Annotated in this window: 24 protein-coding genes and 1 tRNA gene; 17 read left to right on the top strand and 8 right to left on the bottom strand. The window is 63.2% G+C overall.

Going from position 1 to position 25,414, the window contains the following annotated elements; genetic code table 11:
- Positions 1-35: 35 nt before the first annotated feature.
- Positions 36-923 (bottom strand): peptidylprolyl isomerase, encoded by an 888-nt coding sequence (locus tag ACEPP2_RS09340; RefSeq protein WP_395516404.1) that lies wholly within the window; start codon positions 921-923, stop codon positions 36-38.
- A gap of 249 nt (positions 924-1,172) precedes the next feature.
- Here ACEPP2_RS09340 and secA point away from each other — a divergent pair, with 249 nt between their 5' ends.
- The 3 genes from secA (at position 1,173) to ACEPP2_RS09325 (ending at position 6,731) form a co-directional block, all read left to right on the top strand.
- Entirely contained in the window at positions 1,173-3,893 is a 2,721-nt protein-coding gene (secA, locus tag ACEPP2_RS09335; protein ID WP_395516403.1) for a preprotein translocase subunit SecA, read from the top strand.
- A 142-nt stretch (positions 3,894-4,035) separates the two neighbouring features.
- Entirely contained in the window at positions 4,036-5,445 is a 1,410-nt protein-coding gene (locus tag ACEPP2_RS09330; RefSeq protein WP_395516402.1) for a lipopolysaccharide biosynthesis protein, read from the top strand.
- Positions 5,446-5,477: 32 nt separating this feature from the next.
- Complete coding sequence (locus ACEPP2_RS09325) at positions 5,478-6,731, top strand: GNAT family N-acetyltransferase (protein ID WP_395516443.1); 1,254 nt, start codon at positions 5,478-5,480, stop codon at positions 6,729-6,731.
- Between the two features lie 3 nt (positions 6,732-6,734).
- Here ACEPP2_RS09325 and ACEPP2_RS09320 read toward each other — a convergent pair whose 3' ends face one another.
- Positions 6,735-8,372 carry an AMP-binding protein gene (locus ACEPP2_RS09320; protein ID WP_395516401.1) on the bottom strand — a complete coding sequence of 546 codons (1,638 nt, stop codon included), beginning with the start codon at positions 8,370-8,372 and terminating at the stop codon, positions 6,735-6,737.
- 108 nt (positions 8,373-8,480) lie between these two features.
- Positions 8,481-9,083 carry a hypothetical protein gene (locus ACEPP2_RS09315; RefSeq protein ID WP_395516400.1) on the bottom strand — a complete coding sequence of 201 codons (603 nt, stop codon included), beginning with the start codon at positions 9,081-9,083 and terminating at the stop codon, positions 8,481-8,483.
- A 226-nt stretch (positions 9,084-9,309) separates the two neighbouring features.
- Between ACEPP2_RS09315 and ACEPP2_RS09310 the strand changes: the two genes are divergently transcribed.
- Both ACEPP2_RS09310 and ACEPP2_RS09305 read left to right on the top strand, forming a co-directional pair.
- Positions 9,310-9,394: transfer RNA gene (locus ACEPP2_RS09310), tRNA-Leu, on the top strand.
- Between the two features lie 139 nt (positions 9,395-9,533).
- Positions 9,534-10,055 carry a disulfide bond formation protein B gene (locus tag ACEPP2_RS09305; protein WP_395516399.1) on the top strand — a complete coding sequence of 174 codons (522 nt, stop codon included), beginning with the start codon at positions 9,534-9,536 and terminating at the stop codon, positions 10,053-10,055.
- A gap of 5 nt (positions 10,056-10,060) precedes the next feature.
- Here ACEPP2_RS09305 and ACEPP2_RS09300 read toward each other — a convergent pair whose 3' ends face one another.
- The gene (locus ACEPP2_RS09300; RefSeq protein ID WP_142586371.1) at positions 10,061-10,618 is read right to left on the bottom strand and encodes an HNH endonuclease; all 558 of its coding nucleotides are present in this window, start codon (positions 10,616-10,618) and stop codon (positions 10,061-10,063) included.
- Between the two features lie 91 nt (positions 10,619-10,709).
- Positions 10,710-11,402 (bottom strand): DNA-3-methyladenine glycosylase family protein, encoded by a 693-nt coding sequence (locus tag ACEPP2_RS09295; RefSeq protein WP_395516398.1) that lies wholly within the window; start codon positions 11,400-11,402, stop codon positions 10,710-10,712.
- Between ACEPP2_RS09295 and gluQRS the strand changes: the two genes are divergently transcribed.
- The gene (gene gluQRS / locus ACEPP2_RS09290; protein WP_395516397.1) at positions 11,401-12,282 is read left to right on the top strand and encodes a tRNA glutamyl-Q(34) synthetase GluQRS; all 882 of its coding nucleotides are present in this window, start codon (positions 11,401-11,403) and stop codon (positions 12,280-12,282) included. The genes ACEPP2_RS09295 and gluQRS overlap by 2 nt on opposite strands.
- On the opposite strand, the gene ACEPP2_RS09285 is transcribed toward gluQRS, so the two are convergent.
- A complete protein-coding gene (locus tag ACEPP2_RS09285) occupies positions 12,247-13,194 on the bottom strand; it encodes a YihY/virulence factor BrkB family protein (protein WP_077548717.1) in 948 nt (315 codons plus the stop codon). The genes gluQRS and ACEPP2_RS09285 overlap by 36 nt on opposite strands.
- A 65-nt stretch (positions 13,195-13,259) precedes the next feature.
- Between ACEPP2_RS09285 and ACEPP2_RS09280 the strand changes: the two genes are divergently transcribed.
- From ACEPP2_RS09280 to ACEPP2_RS09250, 7 genes are all read left to right on the top strand, one after another.
- Entirely contained in the window at positions 13,260-14,093 is an 834-nt protein-coding gene (locus tag ACEPP2_RS09280; protein ID WP_395516396.1) for an SDR family oxidoreductase, read from the top strand.
- Positions 14,094-14,116: 23 nt separating this feature from the next.
- The gene (locus ACEPP2_RS09275; RefSeq protein ID WP_052640291.1) at positions 14,117-14,314 is read left to right on the top strand and encodes a twin transmembrane helix small protein; all 198 of its coding nucleotides are present in this window, start codon (positions 14,117-14,119) and stop codon (positions 14,312-14,314) included.
- 2 nt (positions 14,315-14,316) lie between these two features.
- The gene (locus tag ACEPP2_RS09270) at positions 14,317-14,889 is read left to right on the top strand and encodes a cob(I)yrinic acid a,c-diamide adenosyltransferase (protein ID WP_077548718.1); all 573 of its coding nucleotides are present in this window, start codon (positions 14,317-14,319) and stop codon (positions 14,887-14,889) included.
- A 19-nt stretch (positions 14,890-14,908) separates the two neighbouring features.
- Complete coding sequence (locus tag ACEPP2_RS09265; protein ID WP_077548719.1) at positions 14,909-15,655, top strand: rhomboid family intramembrane serine protease; 747 nt, start codon at positions 14,909-14,911, stop codon at positions 15,653-15,655.
- A gap of 153 nt (positions 15,656-15,808) precedes the next feature.
- Positions 15,809-16,558 (top strand): electron transfer flavoprotein subunit beta/FixA family protein, encoded by a 750-nt coding sequence (locus tag ACEPP2_RS09260; RefSeq protein WP_077548720.1) that lies wholly within the window; start codon positions 15,809-15,811, stop codon positions 16,556-16,558.
- Positions 16,559-16,583: 25 nt separating this feature from the next.
- Positions 16,584-17,513 (top strand): electron transfer flavoprotein subunit alpha/FixB family protein, encoded by a 930-nt coding sequence (locus ACEPP2_RS09255; RefSeq protein WP_142586376.1) that lies wholly within the window; start codon positions 16,584-16,586, stop codon positions 17,511-17,513.
- 121 nt (positions 17,514-17,634) lie between these two features.
- On the top strand, positions 17,635-18,519 hold the full coding sequence (locus ACEPP2_RS09250; protein ID WP_395516395.1) for a 3-hydroxybutyryl-CoA dehydrogenase: 885 nt from the start codon (positions 17,635-17,637) through the stop codon (positions 18,517-18,519).
- A gap of 4 nt (positions 18,520-18,523) precedes the next feature.
- Here the strand turns inward: ACEPP2_RS09250 and tlpA are convergent, their stop codons facing one another.
- On the bottom strand, positions 18,524-19,183 hold the full coding sequence (gene tlpA, locus ACEPP2_RS09245; protein ID WP_152341833.1) for a thiol:disulfide interchange protein TlpA: 660 nt from the start codon (positions 19,181-19,183) through the stop codon (positions 18,524-18,526).
- Between the two features lie 24 nt (positions 19,184-19,207).
- On the opposite strand from tlpA, the gene argH reads away from it, so the two are divergent.
- The 4 genes from argH to ACEPP2_RS09225 all read left to right on the top strand — a co-directional run bounded on the left by argH (position 19,208) and on the right by ACEPP2_RS09225 (position 25,019).
- Positions 19,208-20,611 carry an argininosuccinate lyase gene (argH, locus tag ACEPP2_RS09240; protein ID WP_077549412.1) on the top strand — a complete coding sequence of 468 codons (1,404 nt, stop codon included), beginning with the start codon at positions 19,208-19,210 and terminating at the stop codon, positions 20,609-20,611.
- Positions 20,612-20,696: 85 nt separating this feature from the next.
- Positions 20,697-20,897 (top strand): LPS translocon maturation chaperone LptM, encoded by a 201-nt coding sequence (gene lptM / locus ACEPP2_RS09235; RefSeq protein ID WP_052640307.1) that lies wholly within the window; start codon positions 20,697-20,699, stop codon positions 20,895-20,897.
- Between the two features lie 12 nt (positions 20,898-20,909).
- A complete protein-coding gene (gene lysA / locus ACEPP2_RS09230; RefSeq protein WP_395516394.1) occupies positions 20,910-22,178 on the top strand; it encodes a diaminopimelate decarboxylase in 1,269 nt (422 codons plus the stop codon).
- Between the two features lie 159 nt (positions 22,179-22,337).
- A complete protein-coding gene (locus ACEPP2_RS09225; protein WP_395516393.1) occupies positions 22,338-25,019 on the top strand; it encodes a TIGR02302 family protein in 2,682 nt (893 codons plus the stop codon).
- 4 nt (positions 25,020-25,023) lie between these two features.
- Here the strand turns inward: ACEPP2_RS09225 and ACEPP2_RS09220 are convergent, their stop codons facing one another.
- Complete coding sequence (locus ACEPP2_RS09220) at positions 25,024-25,398, bottom strand: response regulator (protein ID WP_052640310.1); 375 nt, start codon at positions 25,396-25,398, stop codon at positions 25,024-25,026.
- Between the last annotated feature and the right edge of the window lie 16 nt (positions 25,399-25,414).

The following is a 25,414-nucleotide window of genomic DNA, read 5'->3' as shown; positions in this document are numbered from 1 at the left end:
GGAAAGGCCCGGAAGACCGGGCCCTTATAAAACACTTACTGCTGAGGCGCGGGCGCTTCGCCGGCGGCGGGATCGGCATCCGGCGCCTTGTTGACGTCCTCATAGCCCTTGCGCAGCGTCTCGTCCATGATCTCGACCGTCTGCTCCGCCTTGGCCTTCTCGATCAGCGCGAGATACTTGTCGCGCATGACCAGCTGGCGGACCTGCGGCTCAACCTGTTCCAGCGCCGGCGGCTGGACGTCACGACGGTCCTCGAGCTTGATGACATGGAAGCCGAACTGCGACTGCACCGGCGTCTTCGTGTAGGCACCCTTTTCCAGCGCGAATGCAGCCTCCTCGAATTCTGGGACCATGCGGCCCTTCGAGAACCAGCCGAGGTCGCCACCGTCGTCCTTGTTGGAATCTTCCGACTTCGCCTTGGCGAGCTCGGCGAAATCCTTGCCGGCGTCGAGGTCGGCGATGACCGCCTTGGCCTCTTCCTCGGTCTTCACCAGGATATGGCGGGCGTTGACCTCTTCCTGCTTCGGCAGGGCGGCGATTTCCTTCTCGTAGCGTGCCTTGACCTCTTCATCGGTGACGGCGTCGACCACGTGCTTGCGGAAGTACGAGTTATGCAGCTCGCGATCCTTGATGTACTCCATCCGCTTCTGGAAATCTTCCGTCTCGGCAAGCCCCTCCTCGGCAGCGCCTTGTGCGAGAAGCTTCACGTCGATCGCGCCCGACAGGGCCGCCACGCGCTTCTGCTCGTCCGGAAGCTGCTGGAGCTGCGGATCGAGGTTGGCCACGGCCAGGTCGAGCTCGGACTGAAGGATCTCCAGGTCGCCGACCTTGGCGACGACGGCATCTTCCTGCGCGAAGGCGGAGGCACCGAAGGAAAGCCCGACAGCAAGGGCAGCCGTGGCGAGAAGTTTATGGCGCAGCATCAAGTCACCTTTCAAGAATGATTGCCGGTCTCGATATAGCCCGAAGCCGGCCGGAACGCGTTCAGAAACATCGGAATGTGGCCTTTGTGTATCGGCCGTTACCGTTGACATCAAATCGACCCCCTCTTATCTGTCACGCAACTTTGCGTCCAGATGGGTTTCCGGGCGTAGCGGGCGATTTTGACGGTTCTGCAGAGCCGTCGGCCGGCCTGCGATCACAAGTACGTTTAACCAGAAAGGACCATTCGAATGGTCAGCTTCGGCGGATTGGCCCGCAAATTCTTCGGCTCGGCAAACGAGCGCCGCGTCCGCTCCTACAAGTCCCGCGTCGATGCTGTCAACGCCCTCGAGGAGAAGACGAAGGCTCTCTCTGATGCGGAACTGGCGGCCAAGACGGCCGAGTTCCGCGAACAGCTCGCGGCAGGCAAGAGCCTCCATGACCTCCTCACGCCGGCATTTGCGGTGGTTCGCGAAGCCTCTCGCCGGGTACTCGGCATGCGACCCTTCGACGTCCAGCTGACAGGGGCGATGATCCTTCACGACGGTGCGATCGCCGAGATGAAGACGGGTGAAGGCAAGACGCTGGTGGCGACGCTTGCCGTCTACCTGAACGCACTGGCCGGCAAGGGCGTGCATGTCGTGACCGTCAACGACTACCTCGCCCGCCGTGACGCCGCGACCATGGGCCGCCTCTACGGCTTTCTCGGTCTCACCACCGGCGTCATCGTCCACGGCCTCTCCGACGAGGAGCGCCGCGCGGCCTATGCCTGCGACATCACCTATGCGACGAACAACGAACTCGGCTTCGACTATCTGCGCGACAACATGAAGTATGACCGCGGCCAGATGGTTCAGCGCGGCCACAACTATGCCATCGTCGACGAAGTGGACTCAATCCTTGTCGACGAAGCGCGTACGCCGCTGATCATCTCCGGCCCGCTGGACGACCGCTCTGAACTCTACAACACGATCGACGCCTTCATTCCGATGCTGGACGAAAGCGACTACGAGATCGACGAGAAGCAGCGTTCGGCAAACTTCTCCGAGGCCGGGACGGAAAAGCTGGAGAACCTGCTGCGCGAAGCTGGTCTCCTGAAAGGCGAAAGCCTCTACGACGTCGAGAATGTCGCGATCGTCCACCACATCAACAACGCACTGAAGGCCCACAAGCTCTTCACGCGCGACAAGGACTACATCGTCCGCAACGGCGAGATCGTCATCATCGATGAATTCACCGGCCGCATGATGCCGGGCCGCCGCTATTCGGAAGGACAGCACCAAGCGCTCGAAGCCAAGGAAAAGGTGCAGATCCAGCCGGAGAACCAGACGCTCTCCTCGATCACCTTCCAGAACTACTTCCGCATGTACGAAAAGCTCGCCGGCATGACCGGTACGGCTGCGACGGAAGCGGAGGAGTTCAGCAACATTTACCGGCTTGAAGTCGTCGAGGTTCCCACCAACCTGCCGATCCAGCGCATCGACGAGGACGACGAGGTCTACCGGACCTTTGAGGAGAAGTTCAAGGCAATCATTGCCGAGATCAAGGCCGCCCACGAACGCGGCCAGCCGGTCTTGGTCGGCACGACCTCAATCGAGAAGTCTGAGCTTCTGGCCACGATGCTGAGCCAGTCCGGCTTCAAGGACTTCAAGGTCCTGAACGCCCGCTACCACGAGCAGGAAGCCTATATCGTTTCCCAGGCCGGCGTTCCCGGCGCCGTCACCATCGCCACCAACATGGCTGGCCGCGGTACGGACATCCAGCTTGGCGGCAACCTCGACATGCGTCTGGAGCACGAACTGGCCGAGATGGAGCCAGGTCCGGAGCGCGACGCCAAGGCCGACGCCATCAAGGCGGAAATCGCAGCGCTGAAGCAGAAGGCCCTCGAAGCCGGTGGCCTCTACGTCATCGCTACCGAGCGCCACGAAAGCCGCCGCATCGATAACCAGCTTCGTGGCCGGTCCGGGCGCCAGGGCGACCCCGGTCGCTCCAAGTTCTACCTGTCGCTACAGGACGACCTGATGCGCATCTTTGGCTCCGACCGCATGGACGGAATGCTGCAGAAGCTCGGACTGAAGGAAGGCGAGGCCATCGTCCACCCATGGATTAACAAGGCGCTGGAGCGAGCGCAGCGCAAGGTCGAGGCCCGCAACTTCGACATCCGCAAGAACCTCCTGAAGTACGACGACGTCACCAACGACCAGCGCAAGGTGATCTTCGAGCAGCGCATTGAACTGATGGATGCCAATGCCGACGACCTCAAGGAGATCGTTGCGGACATGCGCAACGAGGTGATCGAGGTGATGGTCGCCAAGCATATTCCGGAACGTGCCTATGCCGAGCAATGGGATGTCGCCGGGCTGAACAACGACGTCCAGCGTCTGCTGAACCTTGACCTCCCCATCGCCGACTGGGCGACGGAAGAAGGCATCGGCGAGGACGATATCCGTGAGAGGATCACAGAAGCTGCCGACAAGGCGGTTGCCGACCGTACCGAACGCTTCGGTGCCGACATCATGACCTATGTCGAGCGATCCATCGTGCTTCAAACCCTCGACAACTTGTGGCGCGAGCATATCGTCAACCTCGACCACCTGCGCTCCGTCGTCGGCTTCCGCGGCTATGCCCAGCGCGATCCGCTGCAGGAATACAAGTCGGAGGCGTTCGAACTCTTCCAGGCTCTGCTTGCCAACCTGCGCGAAGCCGTGACGGCGCAGATGATGCGCGTCGAGCTCGTGCGCGAGGCCCAGCCTTCGCCAGAGCCGCCCCCGGTCATGGAACCCCATCATATCGACGCTTCGACGGGCGACGACGACTTCGCAGGCGGCAACGACTCTGGCCTGCAGGTGCCACCCGACGCCCGCGATCCTGCCGACCCCGAGACCTGGGGCAAGGTGGGCCGCAACGAGGCATGCCCCTGCGGCTCCGGCAAGAAATACAAGCACTGCCACGGCGCCTTCGAGCAGGCCTGAGATTTCCTCCGCAACACATCAATATGCCGCCTCCGGGCGGCATTTTCTTGTGCGCTCCAGTCTGCTCCAAAGGATTGTTAACCGTGTCGTGGCAAGACTGGGCTACCCGGTATTGAGTTCTTGTGAGTAGTGCGTGCCGATCATGGCGGTTCTCGAGACAGCGGAGAGATATCTGCCCCGCGGCCTGCGCTCCAGGCTGAGGCCTGTGCTCGACCGGGCGATCGAGGCGAATGCCCTCGACGGCGAGACGGCCCGTGCCCAGCGGCAGGCTCTTGTCGCCTTCGCAATTCGCGTGGTCAGTGCCGCCATCGCCTTCGTTTCCCAGATCATCCTTGCCCGCCTGATGGGGGAGTTCGAATACGGCATCTTCGCCTTCGTCTGGGTGATCGTCATTCTGGCAGGAAACCTCTCCTGCCTCGGCTTCCATACATCCGTGATCCGCTTCCTGCCGCAGCACCAGGCGGACGGTGATTTCGCCTCTGCCCGCGGCCTTCATGTCACGGCGCGAATCTTTGCAATGCTTTCCGCAAGCGCGCTTGCGGCCTTGGGATTTCTCTTCCTGCGCCTCTTCGCTGGCTCTTTCGAAGCCTACTGGCTGGCACCTCTGTTCCTGGCGCTCTTCACGCTGCCGATGATCGCGCTCGGCGACGTCCTCGACGGCACCGCACGGGCAAGTGGCTGGACGGTGACCGCCCTGACGCCGACCTTCCTGATCCGTCCGACCCTGATCCTGCTCTTCATGGTCGGCGCCGTCTGGCTCGGCGCGCCCGACACGGCGGTGACTGCGATGGAAGCCGCTCTTGCCGCAACCTATGTCACGACTCTGATCCAGTACATGCGGCTGCGCCGACGGCTGCGGCGCGCCTTCGGCGATGGTCCGCTTCGTCTCAACGCCGGCGCCTGGTTCGCCTATTCCTTGCCGATCTTCCTGATTGACGGGATCGGCTTCCTCCTGACCAATGCTGATGTGGTGGTAGTCGGTCTCTACCTGCCCCCCGACCAGGTGGCGGTCTATTTTGCTGCGACGAAGACGATCGTGCTCGTCCAGTTCGTCGCCTTCGCCGTCAAGGCTGCGGCTGGCCCGAGGTTCTCCGCCATACTTGCGAGCGGCGAGACCTCGGAACTGGCGGCATTCGCCGGACAGGCCGCACGCTGGAGCTTTTGGCCCGCTCTCCTGCTGGGCTCGGCCATCCTGCTGGTCGGCGAACACCTCCTCGCCCTCTTCGGCCCGGCCTTCACGATTGGCTACTGGCTGCTCCCGATCCTCTTTGCGGGCATCCTCGCCAAGTCGCTGGTCGGCCCCGCGGAAGTGCTGCTCAGCATGGCCGGCCGTCAGAACCTCTGCGTGGTTCTATACGCGATCGTGCTGGGCGCAAACATCCTGATGAACACCATGCTCATCCCTCGTTTCGGGCTGAACGGCGCGGCGACCGCGACCGCCTGCGCGATGGCAATCGAAGCGATCCTGCTGCACGTCGCGCTTCGCCGAAGCCTCGGCATCGCCATGTTTGCCTTCGCCGACCCAATCCCAACTGCAGCAAAGGCCGAATGACCATGGCCCCCTCCCCCGACAGCCGCCGGCCAATGGATCCCGCAGCCTCTCTCTGGACACCGCCTCTGGTGCCGGAGCTGCAGGCAGAACGGCCCCGTGCAGACCAACAGACCGAAGTAGGACGCCCGGGACGGGAACTCTGCATCTACCCCGCCTCGCTAGGCTACGACCTCCAGCAGGAGCTCGAATTCCTTTCCAACCGGGTGATGGAACCCAACATCTTCTTCAGCGCCCGTCTGCTGGCGCCGGCAATGCCACGGATAGAGGACAAGCAGGTCCGGTTCGCCGTGATCCGCGACGAGAACGAGGGGCACAGCCGCATGCGGCTGCTGATGCCCTTCACGATCGAAAAACCCGGCTTCTCGATCGGCCCGGCGATCACCCGTGCATGGGCAAACCCGTTCGGGCCACTGGGAACGCCCCTTGTCGATGCGGAGGGCGCCGCCGAGACGCTCGACAACCTTTTGGACGGTCTTTCTCGACCGGACATGCAGCTTCCATCGGTACTCGTCCTGCCCCAGATCCGCGTCAACGGACGCTTCGCCCAGTTGGCGCGCGCCGTTGCGGTGGGTCGCGACCTGCCGGTGACGCTCGCCGAGCCGGGCACGCGTCCCATGCTGGAAAGCGTCGAGGCTCCGGAAACCTACCTCAAGCGGGCGGTCTCTCCTCACCACTACCGGGAAATGCAGCGCCAATGGCGACGGCTTGCCGAGCACGGGGCACTGGACTACGCAGTCGCCCGTCAACCGGAGGAGGTCCGGCTCCGCATGGAGGAATTCCTGGCGCTGGAGGCAGCGGGATGGAAGGGACGCAAGCGCTCCGCCCTCATCAACGACCGCTACCGCGCTGCCTTTGCCCGGGAAGCCATTACCAATCTCGCCGAGATTGATGCCGTCCGCATCCATACACTCAACCTCGACGGCCGCGCGATCGCCTCCCTTATCGTCTTCGTCATGGCCGGCGAAGCCTATACCTGGAAGACGACTTACGACGAGGAATTTGCCGCATGGTCCCCCGGAAAGCTGCTCATGATGAAGCTGACCGAATGGCACCTCGATGATGCCAATATCCTGCGTACCGATTCCTGCGCGACCGCCGACCACTCCATCATGAGCCGGATGTGGGAGGAGCGCGAGGAGATGGGGACGCTGGTGATCGGCCTCACGCACAATGCCGACAAGGATGTCCGGCAAGTGGCGACCCAGCTCCACATGTACCGGAGCACGCGAAACATGGCACGTCTGCTACGGCAGAAGATCCTGTCGATCGCCAGGCGACCTGAATAAGGTTCATTCCGCTGCCGCACGCAGGCGCAGCATCCGGCGGATCACCTTGCCGCTCGTCGTCAGCGGCAGATCGTCGACGAAGTCCACCTCCCGGGGATACTCATGCATCGACAGCCGGTGCTTGACCCAGTCGCGAAGCTCGGCCGCGAGGCGTTCACTACGCTCGTGCCCCTCGCGAAGGACGACATAGGCCTTGACGATCTCCGTGCGCAGCGGATCCGGTTTGCCGATCACGGCAGCGAGCCGGACGGCGGGGTGGCCGCTGAGACAATCCTCGATTTCCGCCGGGCCGATCCGGTAACCTGCCGACGTGATGACGTCGTCGTCCCGTCCGACGAACTCCACGAAGCCTTCTGCGTCCCGGCGCCCTATGTCGCCCGTCAGTAGCCAACCGTTCCTGACCTTTGCCTCCGTCGTAGCCGGATCGTCCCAGTAGCCGAGGAACATCACCGGGTCGGGCGCCCTGACGGCGATCTCGCCTTCGACACCATCGGCGACTTCCAAGCCCCGTTCATCGAGGACGGCCACGACATGCCCCGGCACGCTTCTCCCGATCGCACCGGCCTTGGTGATGCCCAGGGCAGCACAGGAACCGAGAACGAAGTTGCACTCGGTCTGGCCATAGAGCTCGTTGACGGTAACGCCGAGGACGTTACGGGCCCACTCATAGGTCTCTCGTCCGAGTGCCTCGCCCGCCGATGTGATCGTTCGCAGGCGCAGGTCGTAACGGGACCGCGGCTCGGCGACAGACTTCATCAGGCGCAGCGCGGTCGGCGGAATGAAGGCGTTGCGGACATCCATCTCGGCGATGATGCGGAAGGCCATGTCAGGGTCGAACTTCTGCGGCGGCGAGGAGACTACCGGAATGCCGAGCATCAGCGCCGGAAGGAGCACGTTCAACAGGCCGCCGGCCCAGGCCCAGTCTGCGGGCGTCCAGATCCGATCCCCCTCCTGAGGCGCAAACTCATGTCCCAGTTGGAAACCGGGAATGTGGCCGGCCAGCACCCGGTGGCCATGGAGCGCCGCCTTGGGGGGTCCGGTCGTGCCGGACGTGAAGATCATCAGTGCGGGGTCGTCAGGGCCGGTCGCCGCGGCCTCGAACCGCGATGGATGCTGATCCAGCAGATCATCGAACGCCAGCGCACCATCCCTGGCAACGGTCCCTCCCGCGACGACGAGATGCCGCAGAGCCGGCAGCTTCGCGCGGATCGCCTGCAAGCGCGGCAGGCCGAACGCGTTGGTCACGATTGCCACTGCTTTCGATGCACGCAGCCGATACTCCAGTGCCTCTTCGCCGAACAGCAGTGCCAATGGCAGTGCGATCGCGCCGAGCTTGTAGATCGCCACATGGGCAACGACCGTATCGAAGCCCTGCGGCAGCAGAAGCGCCACCCGGTCGCCGCGGCATATCCCGAGGGAATCTAATCCGTTTGCGAGCGCAGAGGACTTTTCGCGAAGCTCGCCATAGGCCATGGCGAGGTGCTGGCCATCGGGACTGAAGTGCTGCAGGCAGATGCGCGCCGGCTCCTTTTCCGCCCACGCATCGCAAACCATATGGCCAATGTTGAACCTGGTCGGGATGCGCCACTCAAAACTGCGGAGGATTTCGTCGTAGGAAGATCGAGCGTTTGGAAGCAGCATGGGGCCTGTGTCGCGTTTTCAGCGTTGCAATCTGCTAGCACCAGCAGGCCGCGGCCACAAGGAGCAGCCGTGGCTGCCCCCTTGGCCCATCATCATGCGTATCGTGGCCTAACGCTGCGCGGTCATCCGCAGCATCCGGCACAAGGCTGCCAGTTCGGCGTCGGTGCCGCTCGAGAGCAGGTCACCGCAACGGTTGAGCAGCCGGCGCTGCTCGTCTTCTGACATGGCGTTGAAGGCCTCGCGTTGCGCCGGGGTCAGATCGGCACCGGCACCTCCGGCGCCCGGCCCACCCGCACCCGGCCCGCCCGCACCCGGGCCGGCGCCACCGATCTCGATATCGAGATCGGCGCCGACGCCCGAACCTCCACCGGCCCGCACCCCGGCGCCGGCATTGACCCCGTTCGAGCCGCCGATCGAGGCGGTTGCATCCACATCGACACCATCGCTGATATCCGCATCGACACTCGCATTTACGCCATCGGCGCCGCCCACGGTAGCATCCACGTCGGCGAGGCTGCTACCTCCGACGTTCGCGCTTGCGTTCACGCCGTTGCTACCGCCGACCGAAGCCCCGACCCCGAGGCCGTTGCTGGTATCTACACCGACGCTGACGCCACCCACCGACACTCCCGTTTCCTGCGCACCCGCCGGCCCGAGAGCCGGCAAGATCAGGCAAGCGGAGACGAGAAGCATACTTCTCCTGACTTTCATGGTCATTCCTCCATACAAGACCCGCAACCATCACGGGCATGGAGGGAACCACCGTCGCGTGGAGAAGGTTTCGCCCGCGCCCTCCGCAGTGCCATGATCATTAACGCTTCGTCACTGTCGGATGGACTGCTGTGCCAGAAGCGCACTGAAGCGTCCGCGCTACCGGCTACCTCCTCACTTGCGCAGCAGCGCGAGCCCATGATAGAGGCCATTCCATACCTTCCGTGCCCCGTTGGCGGAACTGGTAGACGCGCCTGACTCAAAATCAGGTTCCGAAAGGAGTGCTGGTTCGATTCCGGCACGGGGCACCATCCTAACTGACCATCCAGAGCCCCGTCTCACGCAGATGTGTGAGGGTCACCCTCATGCGAAGCGCGGGAGAATTGCGCCGCTCGGTCCGATGTTCTAATGAGCGACGACCTTGATTGGCCCTTCGGCCTGGAGACGTGCATGACATCCGGAATCCGCTCCCCCACCTTTTCCCGCCCCTTGATCTACGCTTCCGCGGTGACCCTTGGCATGGTGGCGACCGTTGGCGGAGCGCTCGCCTTCGAGCACATCGGCGGCTACATCCCCTGCGCGCTCTGCCTGCTGCAACGCGACCCCTACTACTACGGAATCCCGGTCGGTATCGCTGCGATCATGGCCGCCAGCTTTCGTGCACCCGCATGGGTTACTCGCAGCCTGCTCGCGCTCATCGGTGTGATGATGATCGTGGGTGCTGGCATGGGTGTATATCACGCGGGCGTTGAGTGGGGGTTCTGGGAGGGTCCGGCCACCTGCGCCACCAGTTCGCCCGGCCTCACAACCAATGCCGGCAGCCTCCTGGACGATCTGAACGCCTTTCACGGCCCATCCTGCACGCAGGCATCGCTGCGGGTACTTGGTCTGTCGTTCGCCGGCTGGAACGTGATTGCGAGCGTGATGCTGGCTGCCGTCGCCTTCCTTGGCGCGTCGAAGAAGCCGGACTGACAGCTTCAAGGCTGCAACTCGGTATCCCAGTAGAGATAATCCATCCAGCTTTCGTGCAGGTAGTTCGGCGGGAAGAGCCGGCCATTGTTGTGGAGGTCCTGCACCGTCGGCGGATACGGCTTCTGGTGCGGAAACATGCCGGCCTGCTTCGGCAGCTTGCTGCCCTTGCGGAGATTGCAGGGAGAACAGGCAGCCACGACGTTCTCCCAGGTGGTCTGGCCGCCATGCGCCCGCGGGATCACGTGATCGAAGGTTAACTCGTCGCGGGAACCGCAGTACTGGCACTCGAAGCGATCGCGCAGAAAGACGTTGAAGCGGGTGAAGGCCGGGTGGCGGGTAGGCTGAACATAGGTCTTGAGGCTGACGACGCTCGGCAGGCGCATGGAAAAGCTGGGCGAAGAGACGGAATGTTCGTACTCGGCGATGATGTTCACACGGTCCAGGAATACGGCCTTGATCGCGTCCTGCCAGGACCACAGCGACAAGGGATAATAGCTCAGCGGCCGGTAGTCGGCGTTCAGGACGAGCGCCGGCAAGGCCTGGGGAGAGACTGCAATCGTCAAGGGGTACTCCTTACCGATTCGGCATCTGCAGTTTTATATTAGGTCCGTTGCCACAGAATTGTGAAGCAGAAATAACAGTGGTGGGCAGTAGTTAACCCGCAACTGGGGCCACATCTTTGCGAATGCTGGTGGAATAGTAGGCCCATAGAAGTCGGGCCGCGACCGAACGCCATGGCTGCCAAGCCTCCGCCATCTCCGCAAGCGCCCGGGAGGATGGCCTTTCCGGCAGGCCGAAAGCATGGGCGGCGGCGGCCTGCAAGGCGACATCGCCTGACGGAAATATATCCGGATGGCCGCCGCAGAACATCAGATAGACTTCGGCCGTCCATGGTCCCACCCCGTGAAGCGCCGTCAGCTTCGCCATCGCAGCGAAAGGCTCCATCCGCGCGACTTCTTCCAGGTTGACCTCACCGTTGGCCACTGCTCGGGCGACATGAGCGAGCGTGGCTGCCTTGGCGCGCGACAGGCCGAAGGAGGCAATCGTTTCGGGCTGGTGGCCAAGATAGGTTTCGGCCGTGATTGGTCCCGCCGCGCGGATGCGGTTCCAGATCGCCGCGGCGCTCGCTTTCGAGACCACCTGCGAGACGATGATGAAAGCTAGCCCGGCAAAGCCTGCCTCCGCCAACCTCAGCGGCACGGGACCGGCAGCCTCAATTACCGGCACCAGCCGCGGGTCGAGTGACGCCAGCGCCGCGAGGCCGACCTGAATGTCGATTTCGTTGCAGATGATGCGCATGTTTTGTCCCTGTGGTCCCGCCACGGATTTCATGCCAGAAGAAACCATGCTCGCACCACCCGGTCAAAGACCCGTCTTCCGTTTTGCGCCCAGTCCAAACGGCCCCCTGCATCTCGGGCATGCGCTCTCCGCCATTCTCAACCATGAGATGGCGCAGGCGGTCGGCGGGCGCTTTCTGCTACGCATCGAGAATATCGACCTCGCCCGTTGCACGCCGGATCATGAGGAAGCCATCTACAGGGATCTTACCTGGTTGGGACTTCGATGGGAGCAACCGGTCCGCCGCCAGTCGGAGCATTTTGGCGACTATGGCGCGGCGCTGGATCGGCTGAGGGAGATGGAGCTTGTCTACCCCGCCTTCATGACCCGCGGCGACGTGAAATCCGCCGTTGCCGCGCATGAGGCGGTCGGTGAGGTATGGCCTCGCGACCCGGACGGATCGCCGCTTTATCCGGACGCCGACCGTAAGAGGAGCGAGACGGAGCGTCGGCGCCTGCTGGCGGAAGGCAGCCGGCACGCATGGCGTCTCGACATGGCAGAGGCGCTGGCAAGGGTCGCCCGTCCGCTCACATGGCGGGAGACGGGAGAAGGCTGCGAAGAGGAAATGCAGGCGGGCCCTGCGGCCTGGGGTGACGTCATCCTGTCACGTTCGGATGCGCCGTCGAGCTATCATCTCTCGGTGGTGGTGGACGATGCACTGCAGGGGATCACTCACGTGGTCCGCGGCGTCGACCTCTACCATGCAACCTCGGTACATCGGCTGCTGCAGGAACTGCTGGGTCTTCCCGAGCCGGTCTATCACCACCACCGGCTGATCCTCGGGCCGGATGGCCGGAAGCTCTCGAAGAGCGAGCAGTCGACGGGGCTCGCGGCACTCAGGGCCGCCGGCGCCTCACCCGCCGACATTCGCCGACGGATCGGGCTCTGAGGCATCCTTGATCCGGCTGTCTCGGTTGTTGCGCCTGCGGCGCGCATGCACGACAACCGAGTAGACGCGATACTTCATGAGCGCCGCATTGATCTCTGCGCCCAGCATGAAGATCACGCCCACCATGTAGAGGAAGACGAGCACGATCATGACGGACGCCAGGCCCGCGTAGGTCGCCGCGTAGTTTGCGAACGTGGCCAGGTAGGACGCGAATATCAGAGCTCCGATCGTCCAAAGGACGAGCGTCACCACGACACCGGGCAGCACGTCGATGATCCGCCGGTGCCCGTCCGGCAACCATTTGTGCGACAGGATGAGCCCGCCCATCAGCACCAGAACCGTACCGTAAAGCCCCCAATCGGATGCGGCGCGAAGGAGATCCTGCAGCCAGGGAAAGAAGCGCTCCCCATAATGGAGAGCGACGGGCACCGCCACCAGCAGGGTGCTGATGACGGCGAAGATGATGACGGCCGCGATGACGTAGCCGAGACTTGCGAGACGCGTTATGTACCAGGCCCGCGTTTCGCTGACCCGGTAGGCGCGGTTCAGCGAAACCCGCAGGGCCTCCACGCCATTCGACGCGAAGTAGGCGGCCGCAAGCACCGACAGCGTGAGAAGCCCGCCACGCGGGATCGTCAGTACCTGCTCGATCTCCCGCGACAGGGGATCGGCAATGTCCTGGGGCCATGTGTCGAAAAGCAGATGCACTGCGGTTTCGGAAAACGTGTCTGCGCCGAGGAACCCCGCAAGCGCGGTACCGAAGATCAGGAAGGGAAACAGGGCAAGCAGGCCGGACAGTGCGACATGGCTCGCCATGGCCCAGCCATCGTCCTCGTTGAAGTGGCAATAGGCATCATAGGCGACCTTCCAGGCGAGCCCCAGCCCGCGGATCCTGCTCTTCTTCTCGGCCAAGATGGGCTCCGTTGTCACTGCCTCCGAAATATGGGATGCACGGGCACCTTGTACAGGACCCTTTCATGCCGCATCAGAGATCGATCATCATTACCGGCTGCTCTTCGGGCATCGGCGCCCATTGCGCCCGCGCCCTCAAGCGGGACGGCTGGCGGGTCTTTGCTACGGTCCGCAAGACAGCGGATCTTGCCTCCCTTGAGGCGGACGGCATCGAAGCCCTACTGATGGACTACACGAAGCCGGAGACAATCGCGGCGCTGGTAGAGGTCGTGCGGCAGCGCACCGGCGACCGGATCGACGCCCTCTTCAACAACGGCGCCTACGGACAGCCCGGCGCCGTAGAGGATCTCGCGACCCATGTCCTTCGCGAGCAATTCGAGACCAACCTGTTCGGCTGGCACGAGCTGACCCGCCAGGTCATTCCGCTCATGCGCCGACAGGGCCATGGGCGGATCGTCAATTGCTCCTCCATTCTCGGGCTTCTGCCCTATCGCTACCGCGGCGCCTATACCGCCTCGAAGTATGCGCTTGAGGGCCTGACAGTGACCCTGCGGATGGAACTCGAAGGCAGTGGCATCCACGTCAGCCTGATCGAACCCGGACCGATCGCATCGCGCTTCACGGCCAATGCGCTGGCGAAGATCGAGGAACATGTCGACCTGGAGAACTCGGCGCATTCGGCCGAATACAAGCGCCAGCTTGCCCGCCTGAGCGGCACAGGCCCCAAAAACCGACACAGGCTCGGTCCCGAAGCGGTCTACGACGTCTTGACGCATGCCTTGACCGCATCCCGCCCCAAACCACATTATCTGGTCACGACACCCGCCAAGCAGGGAGCCTTGCTCAAGCGGCTCCTCCCGGCCGATCTCTTCTACCGCCTGATGCGCCGGCTGGACTGACAACGAAAAGGTCAACATCTCGAATGTCCACATTCACCACCATCCTCACCGTCATCGTGATGGGCCTTGTTGTCCTCGTCCTGATCCGCGGGCTGTTCAACATGATGAAGGGAACCGATGCCAACAAGTCGAACAAGCTGATGCAGTTGCGGCTTATGCTCCAGGCGGTTGCCATCGTGCTCATCATGCTCACCCTCTGGATCACCGGCGGCGGGCGATAGATATGGTCAGGATCAACAGGATCTACACCCGCACCGGCGACAAGGGTATGACTTCGCTGGTCAGCGGCCCGCGGCGGGACAAGCACGACCTTCGCGTCGAAGCCTATGGCACGGTGGACGAAACGAATTCGGTCATCGGCATGGCGCGTCTCCATACGTCCGGCATGCAGAAGCTCGATCCTATGCTGGCGCGCATCCAAAACGACCTCTTCGACCTGGGCGCGGACCTCGCCAACCCGGAGGTCGAGGAGAACCCTGAGTACGAGCCTCTGCGCGTCGTACCAGCCCAGGTGACTCGAATCGAAAACGAAATCGATGAACTGAACGCGGTGATCGAGCCGCTACGCTCCTTTGTCCTGCCGGGCGGATCTTCGGCTGCGGCCGCCCTGCATTTGGCCCGAACCGTGTCCCGGCGTGCCGAAAGGCTGATGGTGGAGCTGTCGCGGCGAGAAACTGTCGCCGAACCGGCGCTGCAATACATCAACCGGCTCTCCGACTTCCTGTTCGTCGCCGCCCGCCACGCCAATGACGACGGCAAGGCCGATGTGCTGTGGGTACCGGGGAAGAATCGGTAACGAGAGGCAAGCGGCATCCATGTTCATCCCGATCCATGATGCCAACACGCTGAAGCACATCCGCGCCCAGTATGTGACGATCGCGCTGATCCTCGCCAATTTGGCAGTCTGGGCTTTCACGGCGATAACGCCGGAGATGACAGGTGAATTGGCGGCGCTCGGCCTCGGCTTCATCCCCGCCATCGCCTCCGACCAAGCCTACCTCGATCCCGAGCTTGTCCTGGTTCCGGCGAGCCTGACCTACGTCACCTATGCTTTCATCCACCTGGACTTCTGGCACCTGGCCTCGAACATGGTCTTCCTGTGGGTCTTCGGCGACAATGTCGAGGATGCGCTCGGACATGTCCGGTTCCTGGTCTTCTATCTCCTCTGTGCTGCGGCAGGCGCAACGCTGCATGCGGTGATCGCTCCGGCATCGGAGGGTCCGCTAATCGGCGCGTCCGGGGCCATATCCGGCGTCGTCGCCGCCTATTTCATCCTGCATCCGCGCGTTCGGCTCTGGGTGCTGGTACTGTTCCGCATACCGCTGCCGTTGCCAGCTTTCATTCCGCTGACGCTCTGGCTGCTGCAGCAGTTCGCCATGCTGGCGATCGACCTGGACGGCATGGTGTCCTGGGGCGCCCATGTCGGCGGGATCCTGGCAGGAGCAATCCTCGTCCTCTTCATGCGACGGAAGGGCGTGCCGCTGTTCGATCGCCAGATTGTTATTCCCAAGGCGGTCGAAACCCGCGCCACCGTACCCCTCGTCGGTTCGCGCCAACCATAGACGGCAGTCATAGCGGTATGATCAAAGCGCACGCGTTGCGGCCCAAAACCACGTTGTAATCGCGCAAAAAATGGGTATCCATGTCGCCCACTGACTAGAGGACGAACGGGAGAGGCTGCATTCGTGCGGCTCCATAAGTCAAGGAAGGACCCCATGAAGATCCTGGTACCTGTGAAGCGAGTGGTCGACTATAACGTCAAGATCCGCGTCAAGCCCGATGGCACCGGCGTCGAACTTGCCAACGTCAAGATGTCGATGAACCCGTTCGACGAGATCGCGGTCGAGGAAGCCCTGCGGCTGAAGGAAGCTGGCAAGGCCGAGGAAGTGGTGGTCGTCTCCATCGGTCCCGCCAAGGCCGAAGAAACCCTGCGCACCGGGCTCGCCATGGGTGCCGATCGGGCAGTCCTGGTGGAGACCGATGAAACGGTCGAGCCGCTGGCTGTTGCCAAGATCCTCAAGGGTGTCGCCGAAGCGGAAGCTCCTGGCCTCGTCATCATGGGTAAGCAGGCAATCGACGACGACAGCAACCAGACTGGCCAGATGCTCGCCGCCCTCCTGAAGTGGGGCCAGGCGACCTTCGCATCCAAGGTCGAGCTTGCCGACGGATCCGCCAAGGTAACGCGCGAAGTCGACGGCGGCCTGCAGACGATCGACGTGAAGCTGCCGGCAATCGTCACCACCGACCTTCGTCTCAACGAGCCGCGCTATGCATCGCTGCCGAACATCATGAAGGCAAAGAAGAAGCCGCTCGACAAGAAGACGCCGGCCGATTTCGGCGTCGACACGGCGCAGCGCCTCAAGGTGCTGAAGACCGAGGAGCCGGGCGGCCGCAAGGCCGGCATTAAGGTGAAGACCGTTGCCGAGCTCGTCGAGAAGCTCAAGACCGAAGCCGGCGTGCTTTAAGTCGGAAGAACAGGGAGACAAAGATATGGCCATTCTTCTTCTGGCAGAACACGACAACAGCAGCGTTTCCGATCAGACCGCCAAGGCATTGACCGCGGCGAATTCGATCGGTGGGGACATCCACGTCCTCGTCGCCGGCTCCGGCGCAAAGGCTGCCGCCGATGCGGTCGCCAAGCTCGACGGCGTCTCTAAAGTCCTGCTCGCCGACAGCGGAGACCTTGCCAACAGTCTCGCCGAGCCGCTGGCCGACCTGATCGTGTCGCTGGCGGACAGCTACGACACCATCATCGCTCCGGCGACAGCGTCCGCGAAGAACGTCATGCCGCGGGTAGCAGCACTGCTGGACGTCATGCAGGTTTCCGAGATCATCGAAGTGGTCTCTGCCGACACCTTCAAGCGGCCGATCTATGCCGGCAATGCCATCCAGACGGTGCAGTCGACCGATGCCAAGAAGGTCATCACCGTGCGCACCGCAGCCTTCCCGGCTGTCGGCGAAGGCGGTTCGGCTTCGGTCGAGACGGTTTCGGCAGCCGCCAATCCTGGCCTTTCCAGCTTCGTCTCCGATGCCATCGCGTCCTCCGAACGTCCGGAACTGACCTCAGCTAAGATCATTGTTTCGGGCGGCCGCGCCCTCGGCTCCGCCGACAAGTTCAACGAAGTGATCCTTCCGCTTGCCGACAAGCTGGGTGCCGCAGTCGGCGCTTCGCGTGCGGCAGTCGATGCGGGCTACGCGCCGAACGACTGGCAGGTTGGCCAGACGGGCAAGGTCGTGGCACCGGACCTCTACATCGCCGCCGGCATTTCCGGAGCGATCCAGCACCTCGCCGGCATGAAGGATTCCAAGGTCATCGTCGCCATCAACAAGGACGAGGAGGCGCCGATCTTCCAGGTCGCCGACTACGGTCTCGTCGGTGATCTGTTCGAACTTCTGCCGGAACTCCAGAAGTCGCTTTAGTCGTTGCTTCGCACCTGCGAAAAACGCTAGAACTGACATCAGTCGGCCAAGATAAGACAGGCCGGCCCGTCCAAGGGCCGGCATCAGAGCAGGCGCCGCCGGACGCCTCGGGAGCAGGTCCATGGGTTTGGCTAGTATTCAGAACGTCGGTGTGATCGGGGCAGGGCAGATGGGATGCGGCATCGCCCATGTCGCTGCCATTGCGGGCTACAAGGTGCACATCTACGACCTCTCGCAGGACCGCATCGAGGCAGGCTTGGCAACCATCAACGGCAACCTTGCCCGGCAGGTCACGAACGGCAAGCTGTCCGACGAGGATCGCAAGGCGGCGCTGTCACGCATCAGCGGCTCGGCCGATCTCAACGACCTGGCGCCAATGGACCTCGTGATCGAGGCGGCCACCGAGGATGAGAGCGTCAAGCGCAAGATCTACGCGCAGATTTGCCCGATCCTGAAGCCGGAGGCGCTGCTCGCCACCAACACATCGTCCCTGTCCATCACCCGCCTCGCTTCTGCGACCGACCGCCCGGAACGCTTTATGGGCATCCATTTCATGAACCCGGTGCCGGTCATGAAACTGGCGGAACTGGTCCGCGGCATCGCGACCGAAGAAACGACCTTCGCCACCGCGAGGGAATTCGTCTCGACGCTCGACAAGACGATCACAGTTGCCGAGGATTTTCCGGCCTTCATCGTCAACCGCATCCTGCTGCCGATGATCAACGAGGCGATCTACACCCTCTATGAAGGCGTCGGCTCGGTCGAGGCCATCGACACCGCCATGAAGCTCGGTGCCAACCACCCGATGGGACCGCTGCAGCTGGCAGACTTCATCGGGCTCGACACTTGCCTGTCGATCATGCAGGTGCTGCACGACGGTCTCGCGGATTCCAAGTACCGCCCTTGCCCGCTGCTGGTGAAATATGTGGAAGCCGGCTGGCTTGGCCGCAAATCCGGCCGCGGCTTCTATGACTACCGCGGCGAAACGCCGGTCCCGACGCGCTGAGGCGTCAGGAACCCTTTGCGGCCGTGATCAATGCCTTGGCGTCTGTGCTGTCCCAGACTGCAGGGCCGTTCATGGCGGAGACGAGGCAGCCCTTCCGGTCGAGGATCAGCGTGACCGGGAGACCGAAGGCAAGCCCTTCCTTCTTCATCGTATTGAAGACGCCCATCGTACTGTCGCGGTAATAGCCGAGTGCATCCACGCCGGTCTCCGCCAGGAAGGCCTTCGGCTTCTCGTCCGAGCCAGTGTCGATGTTGACGGCGACGACCTCGAAGTCTTCCCCACCCATCTCCTTCTGTAGATTGTTCAGCGCCGGCATCTCCTCCCTGCACGGGCCGCACCACGTCGCCCAGAGATTGAGCAGCACGGTCTTGCCTGCAAAATCGGTCGTCTTCAGGTCCTGCCCCTCAGGCCCCTTGAACGAAAGGTCGATCAGCCGCGGCGATGTGGCGGCGGCCATGGCGGCAACCTCACCCCGCGCGAACTCGTCGACCGTCCGGGCAAGTTCCACCGTGCCCTCGCACTCGCCAGCGTCGGCGGCGACCTCGCCATTGCCAGACCCGGTGTTCCTCACGTATACCGCCACGGCGCCGGCAACCAGCCCGGCAACGGCGGCAATCACGATCAATCTGGCGGAGGGAAGGCCAAGCGGTCTCTTGTTCGTCATCTAGCACTCCAGGACGTATGCATCATGGCTGACGGCACGAAGGACGCTGTATCCTCCAACCAGATGTGGGGCGGTCGCTTCGCCTCCGGCCCGGATGCGATCATGGAGGAGATAAATGCCTCCATCGGCTTCGACAAGAAGCTCTACGCCCAGGACATCCGCGGCTCAATGGCGCATGCGACCATGCTTGCTGCAAAAGGCATCATTTCCGGCGAAGATAAAGACAAGATTGTCGAGGGGCTGAACACGATCCTGTCAGAGATCGAGAGCGGCCAGTTCGAGTTCTCGCGCAAGCTCGAAGACATCCACATGAACGTGGAGGCACGGCTTGCCGCGCTGATCGGCTCAGCCGCCGGACGGCTCCACACGGCGCGCTCCCGTAACGACCAGGTCGCGCTCGACTTTCGTCTCTGGGTGAAGGAAGAACTGAGCAAGACCGAACGCATGCTGACCGGCCTGATCGCAGCCTTTCTCGACCGCGCCGAAGAACACGCCGATACCGTTATGCCCGGCTTCACCCACCTGCAGACGGCGCAGCCGGTGACCTTCGGCCATCATTGCATGGCCTATGTCGAAATGTTCGGCCGCGACCGGCAGCGGGTACGCCACGCCATCGAACACCTGGACGAAAGCCCGATCGGCGCCGCCGCACTCGCCGGCACGGGTTTCCCGATCGACCGGCACATGACGGCTGAAGCGCTTGGCTTCCGCGAGCCCACCCGCAACTCCATCGACACCGTGTCCGACCGCGATTTTGCGCTGGAATTCCTGTCGGTTGCCGCAATCTGCGCCATGCACCTGTCGCGGCTTGCGGAAGAGATCGTCATCTGGTCGACGCCGCAGTTCGGCTTCATCCGCCTGTCGGACGCCTTTTCGACCGGCTCCTCCATCATGCCGCAGAAGAAGAACCCGGATGCGGCCGAATTGGTCCGCGCCAAGACGGGGCGCATCAACGGTTCGCTCGTCGCACTGCTGACCGTCATGAAGGGCCTGCCGCTCGCCTACTCCAAGGACATGCAGGAAGACAAGGAACAGGTCTTCGATGCCGCGGAAAACCTGGAACTCGCGATTGCCGCGATGACCGGGATGGTGCGCGACATGACCATCCGCGCCGACCGCATGCGCGCTGCAGCCGGATCGGGCTACTCGACCGCCACCGACCTCGCCGACTGGCTGGTGCGCGAGGCGGGCCTGCCGTTCCGCGACGCCCACCACGTGACCGGCCGGGCCGTTGCGCTTGCCGAGCAGAAGGGCTGCGATCTCGCGGAACTTTCGCTGGCGGAACTCCAGGGCATCCATGATGCCATCACCGACAAGGTCTTTGATGTCCTGTCGGTCGATGCGTCAGTCGCAAGCCGCACCAGTTTCGGTGGCACCGCCCCGTCGGAAGTGCGCAAGCAGATTGCCTGGTGGCGCGCCCGCAACTAGCCATCGAAATGACCGCGGAGTGACTGCACAAGCGGCAGGAACTCCGCTATGACACCAGCGCAGGCTGGTTGATGAAGGAAACGGAATGTCGAAGCTCGTGCAAAAATTCGGCGGCATCGCCCTGACGCTGGCGGTGGCCGGCATCGTCCTTTCCGGATGCGGCCGCAAAGGTGATCTCGACCGGCCCAGCACTCCTGTCGAGCAGCAGAACATCCGCAAGACGGGAGACGACCGCAAGCCGGAGCCGGTTCCCGAGAAGCGCTTCCTGCTTGATCCCTTGCTCTGAGCGAAACAAGCCGTGAACCATTTTCACTACATCGATGGCGTGTTGCACGCCGAGAATGTGCCGATTCCCGAGATTGCCAAAGCGGTCGGTACCCCCTTCTACGTGTACTCCACCGCAACCCTGGAGCGCCACTACACCGTCTTCGCCAAGGCCTTCGCCGATGTCGACGCGATGGTCTGCTACGCGATGAAGGCGAATTCTAACCAGGCGGTGCTGAAGACGCTCGCGCGCCTCGGAGCCGGGGTTGACGTCGTGTCCGGAGGTGAACTGCGCCGGGCGCTGGGGGCCGGCATCCCCGCAAGCCGCATCATGTTCTCCGGCGTCGGCAAGACCGCGGCGGAAATGGATCTGGCACTCGAGGCAGGCATCTACTGCTTCAACGTCGAATCCGAGCCGGAACTCGAAGTCCTGAACCAGCGGGCGCAGCGTAAAGGTACCCGCGCCCATGTCTCCTTCCGCATCAACCCTGATGTCGACGCGCGCACCCATGCGAAGATTTCCACGGGCAAGAAGGAAAACAAGTTCGGGATTTCCTATGAGCGCGCCCGCGCCGTGTATGCGCATGCCGCCCAGTTGCCCGGCATAGAGGTCACTGGCATCGACATGCATATCGGCAGCCAGATCACCGATCTGCAGCCCTTCGAGGATGCCTTCCGGCTGCTGCGCGAACTTGTGGATACACTACGCGCCGACGGCCACAGGATCGACCATGTCGATATCGGCGGCGGCCTGGGCATCCCCTACAAGGATGACAATGATCCACCGCCGCTTCCCGACGCCTATGCCGAGACGGTGAAGCGACAGCTGCGTTCGCTGGACTGCAAGATCGTCACCGAGCCCGGCCGGCTCATTGTCGGCAATGCCGGCATCCTCGTGACCGAGGTCATCTACATCAAGGACGGCGGCGAAAAGGCCTTCGTCATCGTCGACGGCGCCATGAACGATCTCATCCGCCCGACGCTTTACGACGCCTATCACGAGATACGCCCGGTGATTTCGGCCGCGGCCAGCGCGCCACGGATCCGCGGCGATATTGTCGGACCCGTCTGCGAGACGGGTGACTATCTTGCGCTTGATCGGGAGATGGCGGCGCCGAAGCCCGGGGACTTGATTGCCGTAGGCTCCGCCGGGGCCTATGGCGCCGTGCAAGCGGGCACCTATAATTCACGGCTTCTGGTTCCGGAGGTGCTGGTCAGGGGCAGCGACTTCCACGTGATACGTCCGCGCGGAAGCTACGAAGACCTGATCGGCTTGGACTCGGTACCCGGCTGGCTCGCCTGAGCCTTATCTCGTCCTGTTCACAATTGCAGGAAGCGGACGGATTTCTGCCGCTCGCCGCAGGACCGCTCTCGTCTTCGCCATAAAGATCGCTATCTTGGTTCGAAGGCAGCGTCGCTCTCGGCACGCCCGCATCTTGCGCCGCCACAGGAGACGGATGACATGAGCAATATCCGCAAAGGTGCCTTCGACGCCCTTCCCGGACTTGCCCGGCGAGTGGCCTGGAAGCGCTCCCTCGCTCGCTCCGTGCTCTTCGTCGAGCGCCTGATGCCGCGCCTCCTGCCCATGCTGGGTGTCGCAGCGCTCTTCCTCGCCTTCGCATGGTTCGGCCTTTTCCGCCTCATGCCGGATATGGTCCGCTGGGCGCTGCTGATCGCCTTCGGCGTCGGGTTTGCGGCTACGCTGCTGCCGATCGCTCGGCTTCGCTGGCCCGCATCCGCGGATGCCGACCGCCTGCTCGAGGAGCGAAACCACCTGCCCCACCAGCCGGTCGCCGTTCAGGATGATGCGCTGTCCCACGACACCCCCTTCGCGCGCGCGCTGTGGAAGGAGCACCAGATTCGCATGGCGGAACGGATCGCAGCTCTCGATGCGGGCCTGCCACAGCCCGACATCGCGCGTCACGACCGCCATGCCTTGCGCGCCGTCCCCGCCCTCCTGCTGGTCGCCGCATTCGGCTTCTCCTTCTCTAACGGAGCAGGAACGATCGGGGACGCCTTTCGGCCAGCCTCTGCGCCAGCCGACTCTGCTCCCGACCTGCGGATCGATGCGTGGTTGACTCCACCCTCCTATACTGGACGTGCGCCAATCTTCCTGACGGGCGGGGCTGACGGCTCAACGACCGGCCTGTCGCTGCCACAGCACTCGCAACTGACCGTCCGCCTGACCGGTGGAGACGGCCAGGAAGTCGTGACCTACACACCTACCTCACAAGCGGAACCCGTCGCTCTGGTGAGCGAAGAGATCGCCGCCGCGAGGGAGAAGGCAACGGACGAGGCACAGCAGCAGCAAGACGCTCGAGCCGCCGGCCAACCGAGCAGCCAGCTTCCGCAAAGGCGCACCTATCTGATGACGCTCGATGGCAGCGGTGAACTCGCTATCAATGGGCAGACCTGGACCTTTGACGTCATCCCCGACCAGCCACCGGAGATCGCTTTCGACAAGCAGCCGCGTCGCGCCGTGAACGGCGCGCTGGAGATATCCTTCAAGGGCAAGGACGATTACGGCATTCGCGAAGCGCAGGCACTGATCGAGCCGGTGGACGCACCGGAAGCGGACGCCACTCCCCTTTACCCACTCCCGACCTTCCCGCTCGACCTGCCGCGACGTAGCTCGGACGAGGTTAAGGGTTTGACAAGCCGTGACCTGACCGAGCACCCGCTTTCCGGAAAGCGGGTGAGGATCACATTGCTGGCTACGGACGGGGCAGGTCAGACGGGACGGAGCCAGCCTTACGAAATGGTGCTGCCCGCCCGGCCGTTCTCGGAGCCGCTGGCGGCGGCGGTCGTCGAACAGCGGCAGGTTTTCTCCCTGGACAGCAGGCAGGTGCCGCGGGCGCTCGAACTCAACGAGGCGCTGACGCTGCGACCGGATGAGACCATCCCGAACCTGTCGCACTTCCTGCTTCTGCGTTCGGCGCATGGACGCATGGAGCTTGCGCGCGACGAGGAACAGTTGAAGGAGACGGCCGACTACCTCTGGGACATCGCACTCGGTATCGAGGACGGCGATCTTTCCGCGGCTGAGCGACGCCTTCGCGATGCCCAGAATGCCCTGAACGAGGCCTTGAAGAACGGCGCCAGCGACGAAGAGATCGCCAGGCTCATGGACGAGCTCCGCCAAGCCATGCAGGAATTCATGTCAGAGCTCGCCCAGCGCCTGCAGAACAGCCCGCGCGCGCCCCAGGACATGCAAGCCCAGAACATGCTGCGCCAGCGCGACCTGCAGAACATGCTGGACCAGATCGAGAATCTGGCCCGTTCTGGCAACCGTGATGCGGCCCAACAAATGCTCTCGCAATTGCAGCAGATGATGAACAACCTGCAGGCCGGTCGCATGCAGCAAGGCCAGCAGGGGCAACAGCAGAACAGCCAGATGCGCCAGCAGATCGACAAGCTCGGCGAGATCATGCAGGAACAGCAGCGGTTGATGGACCAGACCTTTCAGCTAGAGCAGGCCTTGCGGGACCGCATGCAGCGCGGCGATCCCGAGCAGCAGGGAGAACAGCCCTACGAGCAGCAGCAGGGACAACAGGGCCAGCCCGGCCAGCAGGGACAACAAGGATCGCCCACCGACCAGATGACCGCTGAACAGCTGCGGGAAGCGCTGAGGAATCTGCAAGCCCAGCAGGAAGGCCTCGGCAAGCAGCTCCAGGAACTGCAGCAGGGTCTCAAGGAGCTCGGCATGCAGCCGGGCCAGGGCTTCGGAGAGGCGGAGCGCGAAATGGGCAATGCCGGCGAGGCCCTCGGCCAGGGCGAAGGCGAGCAGGCCGTTCAGGGCCAGGGCAATGCCCTCAACGCCCTGCGTCAGGGCGCCCAGGACATGATGCAGCAGATGATGCAGGCGATGCAGCAGGGACAGGGCCAAGGTAAGGGTGAAGGCCCCGGCGAGGTCTCGCAGGGCAACCAGAACGGCCGGGATCCGCTGGGACGCCCACGCGCCACCCAGGGTCCCGACTTCGGCGATCAGGTGAAGGTGCCAAACGAGATCGACGTGCAGCAGGCGCGGCGGATCCTGGAGGCCATTCGCGAAAAACTGGGCACCGCGATCCAGGAACAGTTCCCGGCACCGTCAGCGGGTGAGATCGAGCGCCGTTACCTGGAGCGTTTGCTGGAAATACGCTAGCCCGTCAGGCCGCCTGTGGCTGCTCGGATAGTGCGCGCGCCACGGCCCGCCGGATTTCCGGAAGGGCGAAGGGCTTCTGGACAACATCGATTATCTTCTCGGCGAGATCGTCGGCGCGCTCCCGCTGTTCTGCATAACCGGTCATGAGAAGGATCTTGAGACCAGGGTGACGCGACGCCGCCTGATGGACAAGTTCGATACCATCCATCACGGGCATGCGGATGTCGGACAGCAAGAGGTCGAATTCGGTCTCCCCGAGCTTTTCCAGCCCTTCTGCGCCGTCGCCCGCCTCATGGGTTTCGTGCCCGTCGAGACGAAGGGCTCGCGCAACGAACATGCGCAGGGAATCCTCATCCTCGGTTATCAGGATCTTGGCCATGGCGCTCGACGTCTCC

The organism is Pseudorhizobium flavum, assembly GCF_044142885.1.
GTDB classification, from domain to species: domain Bacteria; phylum Pseudomonadota; class Alphaproteobacteria; order Rhizobiales; family Rhizobiaceae; genus Neorhizobium; species Neorhizobium flavum.
Note: the sequence above shows the minus strand (reverse complement) of the source record. Positions and strands in the feature narration are given on the sequence as shown.

Bases quoted from the DNA above. Each gene is read 5' to 3' on its own strand.
- ACEPP2_RS09305 (WP_395516399.1), top strand. From the start codon at position 9,534: ATGACATCCGGAATCCGCTCCCCCACCTTTTCCCGCCCCTTGATCTAC.
- argH (WP_077549412.1), top strand. From the start codon at position 19,208: ATGGCTGACGGCACGAAGGACGCTGTATCCTCCAACCAGATGTGGGGC.
- ACEPP2_RS09295 (WP_395516398.1), bottom strand. From the start codon at position 11,402: ATGGTTTCTTCTGGCATGAAATCCGTGGCGGGACCACAGGGACAAAAC.
- secA (WP_395516403.1), top strand. From the start codon at position 1,173: ATGGTCAGCTTCGGCGGATTGGCCCGCAAATTCTTCGGCTCGGCAAAC.
- ACEPP2_RS09225 (WP_395516393.1), top strand. From the start codon at position 22,338: ATGAGCAATATCCGCAAAGGTGCCTTCGACGCCCTTCCCGGACTTGCC.
- ACEPP2_RS09280 (WP_395516396.1), top strand. From the start codon at position 13,260: ATGCCGCATCAGAGATCGATCATCATTACCGGCTGCTCTTCGGGCATC.
- lptM (WP_052640307.1), top strand. From the start codon at position 20,697: ATGTCGAAGCTCGTGCAAAAATTCGGCGGCATCGCCCTGACGCTGGCG.
- gluQRS (WP_395516397.1), top strand. From the start codon at position 11,401: ATGCTCGCACCACCCGGTCAAAGACCCGTCTTCCGTTTTGCGCCCAGT.
- ACEPP2_RS09330 (WP_395516402.1), top strand. From the start codon at position 4,036: ATGGCGGTTCTCGAGACAGCGGAGAGATATCTGCCCCGCGGCCTGCGC.
- ACEPP2_RS09260 (WP_077548720.1), top strand. From the start codon at position 15,809: ATGAAGATCCTGGTACCTGTGAAGCGAGTGGTCGACTATAACGTCAAG.
- ACEPP2_RS09325 (WP_395516443.1), top strand. From the start codon at position 5,478: ATGGATCCCGCAGCCTCTCTCTGGACACCGCCTCTGGTGCCGGAGCTG.
- ACEPP2_RS09275 (WP_052640291.1), top strand. From the start codon at position 14,117: ATGTCCACATTCACCACCATCCTCACCGTCATCGTGATGGGCCTTGTT.
- ACEPP2_RS09220 (WP_052640310.1), bottom strand. From the start codon at position 25,398: ATGGCCAAGATCCTGATAACCGAGGATGAGGATTCCCTGCGCATGTTC.
- ACEPP2_RS09320 (WP_395516401.1), bottom strand. From the start codon at position 8,372: ATGCTGCTTCCAAACGCTCGATCTTCCTACGACGAAATCCTCCGCAGT.
- ACEPP2_RS09315 (WP_395516400.1), bottom strand. From the start codon at position 9,083: ATGAAAGTCAGGAGAAGTATGCTTCTCGTCTCCGCTTGCCTGATCTTG.
- ACEPP2_RS09255 (WP_142586376.1), top strand. From the start codon at position 16,584: ATGGCCATTCTTCTTCTGGCAGAACACGACAACAGCAGCGTTTCCGAT.
- ACEPP2_RS09340 (WP_395516404.1), bottom strand. From the start codon at position 923: ATGCTGCGCCATAAACTTCTCGCCACGGCTGCCCTTGCTGTCGGGCTT.
- tlpA (WP_152341833.1), bottom strand. From the start codon at position 19,183: ATGACGAACAAGAGACCGCTTGGCCTTCCCTCCGCCAGATTGATCGTG.
- ACEPP2_RS09250 (WP_395516395.1), top strand. From the start codon at position 17,635: ATGGGTTTGGCTAGTATTCAGAACGTCGGTGTGATCGGGGCAGGGCAG.
- ACEPP2_RS09270 (WP_077548718.1), top strand. From the start codon at position 14,317: ATGGTCAGGATCAACAGGATCTACACCCGCACCGGCGACAAGGGTATG.
- ACEPP2_RS09265 (WP_077548719.1), top strand. From the start codon at position 14,909: ATGTTCATCCCGATCCATGATGCCAACACGCTGAAGCACATCCGCGCC.